The organism is Polaromonas sp. (assembly GCF_043778355.1).
GTDB lineage: Bacteria > Pseudomonadota > Gammaproteobacteria > Burkholderiales > Burkholderiaceae_C > Polaromonas.
In genome coordinates this window covers 137621-151661 of record NZ_JAYWHI010000031.1, presented here as the reverse complement: position 1 = coordinate 151661, position 14041 = coordinate 137621, and the positions used below count along the sequence as shown (strand labels likewise).

The window sequence follows — 14041 nt, the reverse complement described above, 5'->3', positions numbered from 1 at the left end:
CTCGTCAACCTGCTCGGCTGGGCCGACGACTCCACCCTGCGTATCCTGCTGGTCGCTGCCGTGGCCGTGGTGCTGGCCCTGCTGGTGCACACCGCAGGTTCGGCGCTGGTGCTGCGCCTGACGCGTTTCATGCCGGTGGCGGCAGTGGTGGCCGGGCATTGCCGGGCGCCGGCCCAGTTGCTGCTGCCGATGATCGGCTTGCAGGCGGTGTGGCAGGGTGCGCCCGATGATTTTCCGATGATCTCCGGCATTCGCCATGGCAATGCGCTGCTGCTTCTGCTGGCGCTGACCTGGCTGGGCTTGCGCGCCATCCGTGGCCTGGCCCAGGGTGTGATCGCCCGGCACCCGGTCGATGTCGAGGACAACCTGCAGGCACGCCGCATCCACACCCAGACCCGCATGCTGGCGCGCACCGCCATGTTTGTGGTGCTGCTGGCGGGCCTGGCGCTGATGCTGATGACCATTCCGGGCGCACGCCAGTTCGGCGCCAGCCTGCTGGCTTCGGCCGGCGTGGTGGGGCTGGTCGTGGGTATTGCGGCGCGGCCCATCTTCAGCAACCTGATTGCGGGGCTGCAGATCGCGCTGGCCCAGCCGATCCGGATGGACGATGTGCTGGTTGTGCAGGGTGAATGGGGACGCGTGGAGGAGATCACCGGAACCTACGTGGTGCTCAAGATCTGGGACGAACGCCGGCTCATCATTCCGCTGCAGTGGTTTATCGAGAATCCGTTCGAGAACTGGACCCGCAAAAGCGCCAGCATCATCGGCACGGTGTTCCTCTGGGTGGACTACCGCATGTCGCTGGCACCGCTGCGCGCCGAAGCCCAGCGCGCCTGCGAAGCCTCGTCCGACTGGGACCAGCGCCTGTGCAAGCTGCAGGTGACCGAAGCCGGCGAAAGTGCGATCCAGCTCCGCTTGCTGGTCACCTCGGCAAGTTCAGGCCAGAACTGGGACCTGCGGTGTAGCGTGCGCGAGGCCCTGGTGGACTTCATGCAACGCGAGTACCCGCAGTATTTGCCGTTGACACGCGCGGAGTTGAGCGTACCCCGATCCGACGCACTTTCTCTACTGGATTGACCCTCTCTGCTCGGGATCGTCTCATGCGATGATGGCGGGCATCACAAAACGTGATGCTTAAACCCCAGGAGGAGTTGCATGGAACTGCGCCAGCTGCGTTACCTGGTCCGGGTGATCGAACTCGGTAGCATCAGCCGCGCTGCGCTGGACCTCGACCTGGTGCAGTCGGCACTGAGCCAGCAGATCAGCCGGCTGGAAAGCGAGCTGTCCACCCGCCTGCTTCAGCGCAGCCCCAAAGGTGTCACGCCCACCGAGGCCGGACTGGCGTTTTTCCGCGAGGCGCAACTGGTGCTGCGCCACGCCGAACAGGCGGCTCGCGCTGCGCAGCAGTCGCGCTTGTCCGGCAGCGTCAGTGTGGGCATGGCGCCCACCACCTCTGCCGTGCTGGGCCTGCCGCTGATCCGGGCCATGCGCGAGCGTTATCCCGATGTACGCCTGCACATGGTGGAAAGCTTGTCGGGTCATCTGACGGGCATGCTCAACGCGCGCCAGCTCGACCTGGCCGTGTTGTTCGACCCCCGCGCCGGGCGCCGCTGGAGTGTGATGCCCTTGCTGGAGGAAAAGCTGTATCTGATCCAGTCCCGGCGGGCCATGGTCGGCAAGCCAGCTGCGCGCATCAGCATCGCGCAGCTGGCCGGTATCCCGCTGATACTCCCCACCGGCGTACATGGCCTGCGCAGCACACTGGAAAGCGCGTTTGCCCGTGCCAAATGCAAACCCACGCTGGTGGCTGAAATCGATTCGCTGGCCATGCTGATGGACGCGGTCGATGGGGGACTGGGCTGTACGCTGCAGCCGTGGGCGGCCGTCAGCCGCTTCGCAGACGCCCAGGAGCGCTTCCACCTCACGAGAATCACCGATACGCTGGCGCGCCGCGCCAACTCGCTGTGCAGCCTGTCGGACGACGAGCTTTCGCCCGCAGGCCTGGCGGCACGTGTGGTGCTGGCCGATTGCGCAACCGAGGCGGTGCGCTCCGGCCGCTGGGTCGGGGCCCGGCTGGTCAGCGCCTGAATCTCCGGGCCATCACGCTTCGTGATGGCCGTATGCTGACCGGCGTCTTTCACAGAAGGCGTTTCAGCGCTAGATTCCGGGGTTCTTCCCTTCAGACACCGCGACGAGGACACACCATGGATTTGCAATTGAGAGACAAAACGGCGCTGGTCACCGGCGCCAGCACCGGCATAGGACGGGGCATCGCGCTGGCGTTGGCCGCCGAGGGTGTGAAACTGGCCATTTCGGCACGCCGGGTCGCCTTGCTCAATGAAGTGGCCGATGAAATTGTGGGCCGGGGAGGGCATCGGCCCGTGGTCATCGAGTCCGACCTGTATGCCGAAGACGCCGCCAAAAACCTGACCGATGCCGCCCTGGCCGGCCTGGGCCGGGTGGACATCCTGGTCAACAATGCCGGCGGTTCGCGTTCCTTTGCCGAGCTGCATGTCAGCGAAGACCGCTGGCAGGAAGCGATCACCCTGAATTTTCACCGCCCCCGCCAGGTGGCGCAGGCGCTGCTGGACCAGATGATTGCCCGCAGTTGGGGCCGCATCATCAACATCACCGGCAAAAGCGAACCTGACCACGTCAATGGCGCGTTCTGCGCCAAGGCGGGTATTCACAGCTGGGCCAAAGGCCTGAGCCGCATGGTCGGCAAGAATGGCATCACGGTCAACAGCATTCCGCCGGGGCGAATTCATTCGGAGCAGATCCTCCGTAACTACACGCCCGAGTACCGCCAGTGGCAGTGCGACAACGAAATTCCGGTGGGCCGCTACGGCGAACCGGAAGATTTGGCCAACCTGGTGTGTTTTCTGTCCTCGCCGCTGGCCAGCTATATCACCGGCGCGGTGATTCCAGTCGATGGGGGTTTGCGCCGATACCAATTCTGAATCGCACGGACTAGTCTGGGCCACCTTACCGATTGGAGTTTTTGTCATGACCATTACTTTCCCGACCCGGCGTCGGGCCCTTCAGACGGCGGGACTGGCCGCCTCCATGGTGGCCATGCCCTCGCTGTTTGCGCAATCCGGCTGGCCATCCAAGGCCGTGCGGTTTGTCGTTCCCTTTGCGCCCGGTGGCACCTCTGAAATTGTTGCCCGTTCGGTGGCTGCAGAGCTCAGCAAGCAGCTCGGGCAAAGCGTTTATGTCGAGAACAAGCCGGGCGGCGCCGGCACCGTCGCGATGCAGGATGTGGCCAAGTCGGCGCCGGATGGCCACACCCTCATCCTCGGCCATGTGGGCACACTGGCGGTCAACCCCTACATGCTCAAAAGCCAGACCTACGACGTCAACAAGGACTTCATCCCCGTGACGCTGCTGGCCAAGGTGCCCAATGTCTTCGTGATTCATCCCGATGTGCCGGCCAAAAACTTTCAGGAGTTTGTGGCTTATGCCAAGAAGAACCCCGGTCAGCTCAACTACGGCTCCGCCGGCAATGCCAGCGCAGGCCATCTCGCCATGGAATACCTCAAGCTGGTGACCGGCATGTTCATCACCCACATCCCTTACCGCGGCACCGGTCCCCAATTGACCGATTTGCTGGCAGGGCGCACACAGGCTTCGTCGGCAGGCATGCCCGCGCTGGGCGCGCACATTCGCAGCGGCAAGCTGCGCGCGATTGCCGTGGGAACCCAGCAACGCATCAGCCAACTGCCCGATGTGCCCACTGTGGCCGAGATGGGTTTCAAAGACTTCGAGACTTCACAGTGGTATGGCATTCTGGTGCCGGCGGGAACCCCCCCGGACATCGTGAAGCGTGTGCAGGAGGAGTCGCTCAAGGCACTCAAGTCTTCGGCCGTGACAGAGCGTTTTGCTGCCGACAATGCTGTCGGCGGTGGCGGGCCTTCTGCAGAGTTCGCATCTTTCATCACCCGTGAGCAGAAGATCTGGAGCGATATCGTCAGGCGCGCCAATATCAAGGCCGACTGATACCTGCTGCGCCCATCCCACCCGCGAAGGGGTTGGGGGTATGGCATCACGATTCGTGATGCCCGTATGCCGTCGGCCCCCTGTGCGCCGCCTCCGAGCGTCCTTACATTCAAGACTTGAGGCGGTCAGGTGTTCGATGCAGTGGTTTGTGTGATGGAGATGTTTTCCCGATGGTTGATGTTCTGGTCATAGGTGGCGGCAACGCGGCCCTGTGTGCGGCCTTGATGGCGCGCGAGGCGGGGGCTTCGGTGCTGTTGCTGGAGTCGGCCCCGCCCGAGTGGCGCGGCGGCAACTCGCAACACACGCGAAACCTGCGCTGCATGCACGATGCGCCGCAGGATGTGCTGGTCGAAGCCTATCCGGAAGAGGAATACTGGCAGGACCTGCTGAAGGTGACTGGCGGGCTGACCAACGAACACCTGGCGCGCCTGACCATTCGCGCCTCGTCCGACTGCCGCGACTGGATGCGCAGCCATGGCGTGCATTTTCAGCCGCCCTTGTCCGGTGCGCTGCATGTGGCGCGCACCAACGCATTTTTCATGGGCGGCGGCAAGGCGTTGGTCAATGCCTACTACCGCAGCGCGGAAAAACTCGGCGTGCAAATCCGCTACAACGCCGAAGTGGATCGGCTCGACATGCGCGATGGCCGCTTCGTCGCTGCGCATATTGGCCATGAACGGCTTGAAGCCCGGTCCTGCGTGCTGGCTGCCGGCGGTTTCGAGTCCAACCGCGAATGGTTGCGCGAGGCCTGGGGCCAGAATGCCGACGGCGAATGGCCGGCCGACAACTTCCTGATCCGTGGCACCGCCTTCAACAAGGGTGTGCTGCTCAAACACATGCTGGACGAACACGGCGCCGACAGCATTGGTGACGCCACACAGGCCCACATGGTGGCGATCGACGCGCGCGCGCCGTTGTACGACGGTGGCATCTGTACACGTATCGATTGCGTCTCGCTGGGTGTGGTGGTCAACACACAGGCTCGGCGCTTTTACGACGAGGGCGAGGATTTCTGGCCCAAGCGTTATGCGATCTGGGGTCGCCTGGTGGCGCAGCAGCCCGGCCAGACCGCTTTTTCCATCATCGATGCCAAGGCCATTGGCCGCTTCATGCCGCCGGTATTTCCTGGCGTCAAAGCTGACTCGCTGCCCGAGCTGGCCCGCAAGCTCGGCCTGGACGAAAGCACTTTCATGCAAACCCTCGACGACTACAACGCGGCCTGCCGCCTTGGCACTTTCGACCACACCACGCTGGACGACTGCCACACCGACGGCGTCTTGCCAGCCAAAACCCACTGGGCGCGGCCGCTGGATACCGCGCCCTTCTACGGCTACGCGCTCAAGCCTGGCGTCACCTTTACCTACCTGGGCCTGAAGGTCAACGACCAGGCCGCCGTGCATTTTGGCGGCCAGCCCAGTGACAACCTGTTTGTCGCCGGCGAGATGATGGCCGGCAACGTGCTTGGCAAGGGGTATACGGCCGGTGTGGGCATGTCGATAGGCACGGCTTTCGGCCGCATTGCCGGCACGCAGGCCGCACAGGCAGCGATGGATCAGGGGGCGCGCCGTGCAGCAGCTTGACGCCCTGACCCGCGACGCCCGCGCCCTGGCGCTGGGCGAAATGCCGCTCACACCTTACGAAACCGAGGTCGGCCGGCAACTGCAAATTTGCAATGCGTGCCGTTATTGCGAAGGTTTTTGCGCCGTGTTTCCGGCCATGACCCGCCGGCTGGAGTTCGGCAAGGCTGACATCCACTACCTGGCCAACCTGTGCCACAACTGCGGCGCCTGTTTCCATGCCTGCCAGTACGCGCCGCCCCACGCGTTTGCGGTCAACGTGCCGCAAGCCATGGCCCAGGTGCGCGGTCAGACCTACGCAGACTATGCCTGGCCACCCGCCCTGGGCGCGCTGTACAAGCGCAACGGCCTGACCATGGCCATGGCGCTGGCCGCCGGGCTGGCGCTGTTTCTGGTGCTGGCGCTGGGGCTCAACGGCACCCTGTTGCACGCGCCGCTGGCCGGCAACTTCTACGCGATTTTTCCGCACAACCTGCTGGTGCTGATGTTTGCGCCCATCTTTTTGTTCGCCGTGCTGGCCTTGGGACTGGGGGTGCGCAAGTTCTGGCGCGACGTCTCGCCCGGCCAGGCCACAGGTGCCGCTGTCACCGAGGCCAGTCTCAATGTGCTGCGCCTCAAGTATCTGGATGGCGGCCACGGCGAGGGCTGCAATGAAAGCGACGACGCCTTCACGCTGTGGCGCCGGCGGTTTCACCACCTCACCTTCTATGGCTTCATGCTGTGTTTCGCCGCGACCTCGGTGGCCACGCTGTACCACTACCTGCTGGGTTTGCCGGCGCCGTATGCCTTGACCAGCCTGCCGGTGCTGCTGGGAACGGCAGGGGGCATCGGCCTGCTGATCGGCCCTGCCGGCCTGTTCTGGCTGAATCTCCGGCGCCATCCCATGCATGGTGATGCTGCGCAAAAGCCGATGGACCGAGGATTCATCGCGCTGCTGTTTTTTACCAGCCTGACCGGTCTGGCCCTGCTGGCCTGGCGCGACACTGGCGCCATGGCGCTGCTGCTGGCCATCCATCTCGGCGTGGTGATGGCCTTGTTCCTGACCCTGCCTTATGGGAAATTCGCCCACGGCATTTTTCGCAGCGCCGCCCTGCTCAAGTGGGCGATTGAAAAACGGCAGCCCGGCACCCTGAAGCTCGGTGACGACTGAACACGACATACGCCCTGGAGAATAGGCATGCAAGACGACGGCAGACTGAAGATTGAATCGATGAAGGGCCGCTGCTCGCCCGCCGAGTGGCAGGCCCGCGTGGACCTGGCGGCCTGCTACCGGCTGGTAGAGATTTATGGCATGTCCGACATGATGGCCAACCACATTTCGGCGCGGGTACCTGACGAAGACGGGGCTTTCCTCATCAATGCCTACGGCATGATGTACGAGGAGATCACCGCGTCCAGCCTGGTCAAGATCGACCACGACGGCAACATCCTGGCCCAGCCGGATTTCGGCGCGCTCAACTATGGCATCAACAAGGCGGGTTATGTGATCCACAGCGCGGTGCATGAGGCCAGGCCGGAGTTGGCCTGCGTGATCCACACGCACAGCTGGGCATCGATGGCGGTGTCCTCGCTGCAGTGCGGGCTGCTGCCGCTGACGCAGACCGCGATGCGTTTTCTCAAGATCGGCTACCACGACTACTGCGGTGTGGTGCTCAACCTCGACGAGCAGGAATCGCTGGTGCGGGACCTCGGTGACGGCGAGGCGTTGATCCTGCGCAACCACGGCGTGCTGACGGTGGGCCGCAGCATTGGCGAGGCCTTCAACTGGATGCACCGGCTGGAGCTGGCTTGCCGTTCCCAGCTTGCGGCCATGGCCTGCAACACCCCCTTTGTACCGGTGGCGCAGCCGGTGCTCGAGGAAACCTGGAGCAATTACCAGCCCGGCACCCGCCGTCCTTATGGCCTGATGGAGTGGCCCGCGCTGCTGCGCAAACTTGATCGCAGCCAGCCCGACTACAAGAGCTGAAAAACTTCGACTCCTTCCGCGCAATCCCGAATAACAACTGGAGACAAACCATGCCGACAAGCGCTTTTGAATCACCTGCCCTTCCCCCACGACAGAGCAGCAGTGGCTTGCGCATTCGGCGCCGGGCCGCGCGCTTCGCCGCTGCCGTGCTGTTGGGCGCAACTGCCCTGGGCGCGTATGCCCAGACCTACCCGGTCAAACCGGTGCGGGTGGTGGTGGCCTTCACCGCGGGAGGGACAACCGACATCCTGACACGCCTGGTATCACAACAGCTGTCGGAACGCCTGAAGCAGCAGTTCGTGATCGATAACAAGCCCGGTGCGGGTGGCAACATCGGCACCGAGATGGTGGTGCGTGCGGCGCCTGATGGCTACACCCTGATCGTCAACTCCGTCGGTCCGATTGCGGTCAATCCCACGCTGTACAGCAAGCTGTCCTATAACCCGCTGACCGATCTGGTGCCGGTGGTGCAGATTGCCGAAGTGCCCAACGTGCTGGTGGTCCATCCTTCGGTCAGTGCCACTACCGTGGAGGAGTTCATTGCTTACGCCAAGGCCAACCCGGGCAAACTGAATTACGGCTCCACCGGTGTGGGAACCTCCTCGCACCTGTCAGGCTACATGTTGGCCAAACGCGCTGGCTTTGAGGCGACACACATTGCCTACAAGGGTGCCGACGCGGTGCGTGACCTGCTGGCCGGACGCATCCAGTTCATGTTTGCCACCATCCCCTCAGTGATGCCGCACATTCAGGCCGGCAAAATTCGACCGATTGCCGTGAGCAGTGCAAAACGCTCGCGTTCCATGCCTGAGGTGCCGACCATTGCGGAGAAAGGGTTCCCTGGCTTTGAGGCCGGCTCCTGGTTCGGTTTTTTTGCACCCAAAGGCACGCCGGATGCCGTGATCAGTGTCCTGAACAAACACGTCAATGAGATCATTGCCATTCCAGCCATTGAACAGCAACTCATCACCGCTGGCGCTGACCCGATGGGTGGAACGCCCGCACAGTTTTCCCAGTTTGTTCAGCGTGAGTTCGAAAAGTGGAAAGTCATCGTGGTCGAGTCCGGCGCACGCGCGGAGTGAGGGCTTGACGCTGCGGCCACTTCGCATCCTGCTGTCGCCTGCGGTCCGGCAGGAACTGGCACGGGCGATCATGCAGGTGATGGGCGAGGGCGCGGTTGAGCTCGTGAGCATGGGCGAGGCCGCCAATACCGCGCAGGCCGGCGTGGACATTGCCTTCGTTTCCCGCGACGTGACCGGTCTGTCGACCAAACACGAACTGACGCAGGGTCTGCAGGATTTTTATGCGCTGCTGCGCCGGTCAGATGGCTTGCGTTGGGTGCATATCCATTCTGCCGGCGCCGACAGGCCGATTTTCGCTGAACTGCGGGCGCGCGGTGTGCAGGTGACCACCTCGTCCGGCGCCAATGCAGAGGTGGTCGCGCAGACCGCTCTGGCCGGCTTGCTTTCGCTGGCCCGGCGCTTTCCGCAGCTCATGGCCGCGCAGCAAGCGCGCACCTGGGCGCCTCTGGTGAGCGGGCCACTGCCGCGCGATCTGGCTGGCCAGACTGCGGTGATCGTCGGCTGGGGACCGATAGGCAGGCGTATCGCCGCCTTTTTGCGCCTGCTCGGCCTGCAGGTCGTGGTGGCACGCCACAGTCCCGCGCCTGCGCCCGAGGAGGGTGTCGAGATGGTGGGTCTGGCGCAACTGCCCGCCGTGCTGCCGCGCGCCGACTGGCTGGTGCTGGCTTGCCCGCTGACGCCGCAGACGCGGGCGCTGGTGGACGCCCGCTCGCTGGCCTTGCTGCCAGCCGGCGCCTGCCTGATCAACGTCGCACGCGGCGAGGTGGTGGTCGAGGCTGCCCTGATCTCGGCCCTTCAGGCCGGGCAGCTGGGAGGCGCTTACCTCGATGTGTTTGAGCATGAGCCGCTGGACAGTGCGTCGCCGCTGTGGGCCTTGCCCCAGGTCATCGTCACGCCGCACTCGGCAGGTCATTCCGACGGCAACCACCGGCGCGTCTGCGCGCTGTTTCTGGCGAATCTGGCGCGCTGGCAGGCGGGCCAGCCGCTGCAACATGCCATTCCCTGATGTTTGCAAGTAAAAAAGGCCTCCAGCCCATGCTGGACGGGCGCAAGCAGCTCTACAAACAATAGCAAGTCAGGGGCCGCTGAGGCCGGTTACTGGAACGCCACTTCCGAAAAACTGCGCAGCTTGCGGCTGTGCAACTGGGTCGAGCCCTGTTCGCGCAGCAGCTCGATGGCGCGCATGCCGATGCGCAGGTGCTGGTCCACACGTTCGCGGTAGAAGTGGTTGGCCATGCCCGGCAGCTTGATCTCGCCGTGTAAGGGCTTGTCGCTGACACACAGCAGGGTGCCGTAGGGCACGCGGAAGCGAAAACCGTTGGCGGCGATGGTGGCGCTTTCCATGTCCAGTGCCACCGCGCGGCTCTGGCTGAAACGGCGTTGCGGCTGATTGCCGGGCAGCAGTTCCCAGTTGCGGTTGTCGGTCGAAGCCACCGTGCCAGTGCGCATGATGCGCTTGAGGTCCGGCCCCTCCAGCCGTGTGACATCCTTGACGGCCCGCTCCAGCGCCACCTGGATTTCGGCCAGCGCCGGGATCGGCACCCACAGCGGCAGTTCCTCGTCGAGCACATGGTCTTCGCGCACATACCCGTGCGCGAGCACGTAGTCGCCGAGCTGCTGGCTGTTGCGCAGGCCAGCGCAGTGGCCCAGCATGATCCAGGCATGCGGGCGCAGCACCGCGATGTGGTCGGTGATGTTTTTGGCGTTGGCCGGTCCGACACCGATGTTGACCATGGTGATGCCGCTGCGGTCGGCGCGCATCAGGTGATAGGCCGGCATCTGCGGCAGCCGTGGTGGCGCCATGCCGAGTTCGTCGCCAGCCACGGGTGGCAGGCCGGCGCGGCGTGTCACCACGTTGCCGGGTTCGACAAAAGCAATGTACTCGCTGTCGGACCTGGCCATCTCCTCGTGGCCCAGGCGCACAAACTCGTCAATATAGAACTGATAGTTGGTGTACAGCACGAAGTTCTGGAACCAATGCGGCGAGGTGCCGGTGTAGTGACGCAGGCGCTGCAGTGAATAGTCGACGCGCGCGGCGGTGAACAGCGACAGCGGTTGCGGCTCGCCCGGACTGACCTCGTAGGTACCGTTGGCGATGCCGTCGTCCATCGCAGCCAGGTCTGGCAGGTCGAACACGTCACGCATGAGCATGCGGCGCGCGGCGCTCAGACTGCCTTCGATGTGGTCGTGTTCGGCAAACGAGAAGTGCACTGGAATCGGCTGGGTGCTGGTGCCCACTTCCAGTTCCACCGAATGGTTTTGCAACAGCAGGCGGAACTGCTCCAGGTAGTAGTTGCCGTAGAGGTCGGGCCGGGTCAGCGTGGTTTCGTAGCGGCCGGGGCCGGCGACAAAACCGTAACTGAGCTGCGCGATATCGGGCGTTTCCAGGATGGCGCGGGCCACGGTATCGGTGTGTATGCGCACAAAGGGGTAACAGGCACGCACATGGCCAGGCAAGGTTTCGCCGGCCACGTAACGGTGCATGGCGCCGCGCAGGTGGGCAATTTGCTGGTCATAAATCAGGCGGACCTGCGCCAGCGCAGCGGCGGGGTCGGTGTAACGGGTGGGCGCGATGAAGGCGGGCAGGTAGGGCATGGGCGTGGAACTTTCGGACAAGTTCTCATTGTGCCCCGCTCGCCGAAACCCGGATTTCGCGCCGAACTGACACGAAACCGACACATTGCGACCCTAGATTCAATGGCAACACCACCTGGAGAGACCATGGAAGCTGCCATCCGGATCAACACACTGAGCAAGACATTTGGCAATGGCCGCAAGGCACTGCAACAGATCGACCTGAGCATTGCGCCCGGCGAAATGGTTGCGCTGATCGGCGCTTCCGGCTCCGGGAAATCCACGCTGCTGCGACACATGGCGGGCCTGATGGCCGGTGATTCGGCCGGCCAGGGCTCCATCGTGATTCATGGCCGCACGGTGCAGAGCAATGGGAAGATTGCGGCGAATATCCGCTCCGTACGCTCCGGCATCGGTTTTGTGTTCCAGCAGTTCAACCTGGTGGGTCGCCTGCCGGTGCTGGTCAATGTACTGGCCGGCACCTTGCACCGGGTGCCGATGTGGCGTAGCCTGATCCGCTGGTTCACGCCGGAGGAAAAAGCCAGGGGCATCGAAGCCCTGCGGCGCGTTGGTATTGCCGAGTGTTGTGCGCAGCGCGCCTCCACCCTGTCAGGCGGCCAGCAGCAGCGTGCCGCCATTGCGCGCGCCATGGTGCAGGGCGCCAAGGTGGTGCTGGCCGATGAGCCGATTGCATCGCTGGACCCGGAGTCCTCGCGCAAGGTCATGGACATTCTGGCGCGCATCAACCGTGAAGACCGCTGCACCGTGGTGGTATCGCTGCACCAGGTCAATGTGGCCATGAAGTACTGCGCCCGCACCATCGCCCTGCACCAGGGCAAGGTGGTGTACGACGGTCCCTCGGTCGGTCTGACCCCTTCCGTGCTGCGCGATCTGTACGGCGCTGAAGCCGACGACATCCTGTCTCTGGGTGATGCCATCTCCAGCCTGGAAGACAAGGTCAAACCCGTTCCCCATCTCGCCTGGCCGACGCCGATGGCGCAGGCTGCCTGAATTCGCCCGCTCTCCACAAACACACTCAAGGAAATCACCATGATCAAAACTCTATTGTCAGGACTGGCCGCCACAACGCTGCTCGCGTTGGCGCCGGTTCATGCGCAGGACCTCAAGGAAATCAACTTCGGCATCATTTCCACGGAATCGTCGCAAAATCTCAAGAACGATTGGCAACCCCTGATCGAGGATATGCAGAAAAAGACCGGTTACAAGGTCACGGCTTTCTTCGCGCCCGACTATGCCGGCATCATCGAAGGCATGCGTTTCAACAAAGTGCATGTGGCCTGGTATGGCAACAAGTCAGCCATGGAGGCCGTGGACCGCGCCAATGGTGAGGTGTTCGCCCAGATGGTCAACGCCGACGGTACCCAGGGCTATTACTCACATCTGATCGTGCACAAGGACAGCCCGCTCAAGAGCCTTGACGATGTGCTGAAAAATTCGAAAAACCTGTCCTTCGGCAATGGTGACCCCAACTCCACCTCAGGATTCCTGGTGCCCAGCTATTACGTTTTTGCGCAAAACAAGATCGACGCCAAGACCGCTTTCAGGGTGTCGCGCGGCGCCAACCACGAAAGCAACGCGCTGGCGGTCGCCAACAAGCAAGTCGATGTGGCCACCAACAACAGCGAAAATCTGGACAAGGTCAAGGATAAATTGCCCGAAAAATTCAAGGACATTCGCGTGGTCTGGACTTCGCCGCTGATTCCTCTGGACCCCCTGGTGATGCGCAAGGACCTGCCAGAGGTCACCAAACAAAAGCTGAAGGACTTTTTCTACAGCTACGGCCAGGGAAGCCAGCAGGAAAAGGACGTCATGATGAAGATCTCCAAGCTGTCGGCCTTCAAGCCGTCCACCAATGCGCAGCTGATTCCCATCCGTCAGCTTGAGCTGTTCAAGGAGCGCAACAAGTTCGAGGCTGACGCGAATCTGCCTGGCGCCGAAAAGCAGGCCAAGGTCGCCGAGATTGACCGCAAGCTCGCCGAGCTGGGCAAGAACTGAGCCCGGCCGTGAGTACCACTGCGCGCCTGCCGGTGCCAACGCCACCCGCGCTGCCTGACATGCCGCGCACCAGCCTGCTGGGCATGATGGCCTGGGGCGTGTTGCTGGCCTTGCTGGCCCTGTCCTGGAAAGGCGCCGACATGCGCCCGCTGGACCTGCTGCGTGACTCCGGCAACATGGCCGAATACGCGGCCAGTTTTTTCCCGCCCAACTTCAAGGAGTGGCGCAACTATCTGACCGAGATGATCATCACGGTGCAGATTGCGCTGTGGGGGACGGCGCTGGCGGTGGTCTGCGCCGTGCCACTGGCACTGCTGTCATCCGCCAACATTGCGCCGGTCTGGGTGCGCCAGCCGGTGCGCCGGCTGATGGACGCGGCCCGCGCCATCAACGAGATGGTGTTTGCCATGTTGTTCATCGTGGCTGTGGGTCTGGGCCCTTTTGCCGGCGTGCTCGCGCTCTGGATCCATACCACCGGCATCCTGGCCAAGCTGTTTTCGGAGGCGGTGGAGTCCATCGATCCGCAGCCGGTCGAAGGCATACGCGCCACCGGCGCCAATGCGCTGGAGGAAATCCTCTACGGCGTGATCCCGCAGGTGTTGCCGCTGTGGATTTCCTACACGCTGTATCGCTTCGAGTCGAATGTGCGCTCGGCCTCGGTGGTCGGTATGGTGGGGGCTGGCGGCATCGGTGTGGTGTTGTGGGAAATCATCCGCGGTTTCCAGTACGCCGAAACCTGCGCCGTGATGATCATCATCGTGGTCACTGTCAGTGTCATCGACCTGATCTCGGCACGTATCCGCAAAGCCCTCGTTTAGGAAAAAAGC

General features: G+C 63.3%; 13 protein-coding genes. 12 read left to right on the top strand and 1 reads right to left on the bottom strand.

Annotated features, from left to right (window positions below; translation table 11 throughout):
- Positions 1 to 9 precede the first annotated feature (9 nt).
- From ACH2CW_RS05560 to ACH2CW_RS05520, 9 genes are all read left to right on the top strand, one after another.
- A complete protein-coding gene (locus tag ACH2CW_RS05560; RefSeq protein ID WP_395056155.1) occupies positions 10 to 1077 on the top strand; it encodes a mechanosensitive ion channel family protein in 1068 nt (355 codons plus the stop codon).
- 78 nt (positions 1078 to 1155) lie between these two features.
- Positions 1156 to 2088, top strand: coding sequence for a LysR substrate-binding domain-containing protein (locus ACH2CW_RS05555; protein ID WP_395055909.1), 933 nt, complete (start codon positions 1156 to 1158; stop codon positions 2086 to 2088).
- A gap of 116 nt (positions 2089 to 2204) precedes the next feature.
- Positions 2205 to 2960, top strand: coding sequence for an SDR family NAD(P)-dependent oxidoreductase (locus tag ACH2CW_RS05550; protein WP_395055907.1), 756 nt, complete (start codon positions 2205 to 2207; stop codon positions 2958 to 2960).
- 46 nt (positions 2961 to 3006) lie between these two features.
- Positions 3007 to 3999 (top strand): Bug family tripartite tricarboxylate transporter substrate binding protein, encoded by a 993-nt coding sequence (locus ACH2CW_RS05545; protein WP_395055905.1) that lies wholly within the window; start codon positions 3007 to 3009, stop codon positions 3997 to 3999.
- 170 nt (positions 4000 to 4169) lie between these two features.
- Entirely contained in the window at positions 4170 to 5579 is a 1410-nt protein-coding gene (gene tcuA / locus ACH2CW_RS05540) for an FAD-dependent tricarballylate dehydrogenase TcuA (RefSeq protein ID WP_395055903.1), read from the top strand.
- On the top strand, positions 5566 to 6726 hold the full coding sequence (gene tcuB / locus ACH2CW_RS05535) for a tricarballylate utilization 4Fe-4S protein TcuB (protein ID WP_395055901.1): 1161 nt from the start codon (positions 5566 to 5568) through the stop codon (positions 6724 to 6726). Before tcuA ends, tcuB begins: the two co-directional genes overlap by 14 nt.
- A 27-nt stretch (positions 6727 to 6753) precedes the next feature.
- Positions 6754 to 7542 carry a class II aldolase/adducin family protein gene (locus tag ACH2CW_RS05530; protein ID WP_395055899.1) on the top strand — a complete coding sequence of 263 codons (789 nt, stop codon included), beginning with the start codon at positions 6754 to 6756 and terminating at the stop codon, positions 7540 to 7542.
- A 50-nt stretch (positions 7543 to 7592) separates the two neighbouring features.
- Positions 7593 to 8624, top strand: coding sequence for a Bug family tripartite tricarboxylate transporter substrate binding protein (locus ACH2CW_RS05525; RefSeq protein WP_395055897.1), 1032 nt, complete (start codon positions 7593 to 7595; stop codon positions 8622 to 8624).
- Between the two features lie 4 nt (positions 8625 to 8628).
- Entirely contained in the window at positions 8629 to 9630 is a 1002-nt protein-coding gene (locus tag ACH2CW_RS05520; RefSeq protein WP_395055895.1) for a D-2-hydroxyacid dehydrogenase, read from the top strand.
- Positions 9631 to 9719: 89 nt separating this feature from the next.
- Here ACH2CW_RS05520 and ACH2CW_RS05515 read toward each other — a convergent pair whose 3' ends face one another.
- Positions 9720 to 11219: an AMP nucleosidase gene (locus tag ACH2CW_RS05515; RefSeq protein WP_395056153.1), complete on the bottom strand. Its 1500-nt coding sequence runs from the start codon at positions 11217 to 11219 to the stop codon at positions 9720 to 9722.
- Positions 11220 to 11345: 126 nt separating this feature from the next.
- Between ACH2CW_RS05515 and phnC the strand changes: the two genes are divergently transcribed.
- From phnC to phnE, 3 genes are read left to right on the top strand one after another with little or no spacing between them, the layout of a single operon-like run.
- Positions 11346 to 12209, top strand: a complete 864-nt coding sequence (gene phnC / locus ACH2CW_RS05510) for a phosphonate ABC transporter ATP-binding protein (protein ID WP_395055893.1) — start codon at positions 11346 to 11348, stop codon at positions 12207 to 12209.
- A gap of 39 nt (positions 12210 to 12248) precedes the next feature.
- On the top strand, positions 12249 to 13214 hold the full coding sequence (phnD, locus tag ACH2CW_RS05505) for a phosphonate ABC transporter substrate-binding protein (RefSeq protein WP_395055891.1): 966 nt from the start codon (positions 12249 to 12251) through the stop codon (positions 13212 to 13214).
- A 59-nt stretch (positions 13215 to 13273) separates the two neighbouring features.
- Positions 13274 to 14032, top strand: a complete 759-nt coding sequence (gene phnE / locus ACH2CW_RS05500) for a phosphonate ABC transporter, permease protein PhnE (RefSeq protein ID WP_395056151.1) — start codon at positions 13274 to 13276, stop codon at positions 14030 to 14032.
- Positions 14033 to 14041 lie beyond the last annotated feature (9 nt).

What these genes read in the sequence shown, in the direction of transcription:
- ACH2CW_RS05555 (WP_395055909.1), top strand. Translation starts at nt 1,156, where the DNA reads ATGGAACTGCGCCAGCTGCGTTACCTGGTCCGGGTGATCGAACTCGGT.
- ACH2CW_RS05550 (WP_395055907.1), top strand. Translation starts at nt 2,205, where the DNA reads ATGGATTTGCAATTGAGAGACAAAACGGCGCTGGTCACCGGCGCCAGC.
- ACH2CW_RS05545 (WP_395055905.1), top strand. Translation starts at nt 3,007, where the DNA reads ATGACCATTACTTTCCCGACCCGGCGTCGGGCCCTTCAGACGGCGGGA.
- tcuA (WP_395055903.1), top strand. Translation starts at nt 4,170, where the DNA reads ATGGTTGATGTTCTGGTCATAGGTGGCGGCAACGCGGCCCTGTGTGCG.
- ACH2CW_RS05530 (WP_395055899.1), top strand. Translation starts at nt 6,754, where the DNA reads ATGCAAGACGACGGCAGACTGAAGATTGAATCGATGAAGGGCCGCTGC.
- ACH2CW_RS05525 (WP_395055897.1), top strand. Translation starts at nt 7,593, where the DNA reads ATGCCGACAAGCGCTTTTGAATCACCTGCCCTTCCCCCACGACAGAGC.
- ACH2CW_RS05515 (WP_395056153.1), bottom strand. Translation starts at nt 11,219, where the DNA reads ATGCCCTACCTGCCCGCCTTCATCGCGCCCACCCGTTACACCGACCCC.
- phnC (WP_395055893.1), top strand. Translation starts at nt 11,346, where the DNA reads ATGGAAGCTGCCATCCGGATCAACACACTGAGCAAGACATTTGGCAAT.
- phnD (WP_395055891.1), top strand. Translation starts at nt 12,249, where the DNA reads ATGATCAAAACTCTATTGTCAGGACTGGCCGCCACAACGCTGCTCGCG.
- phnE (WP_395056151.1), top strand. Translation starts at nt 13,274, where the DNA reads ATGCCGCGCACCAGCCTGCTGGGCATGATGGCCTGGGGCGTGTTGCTG.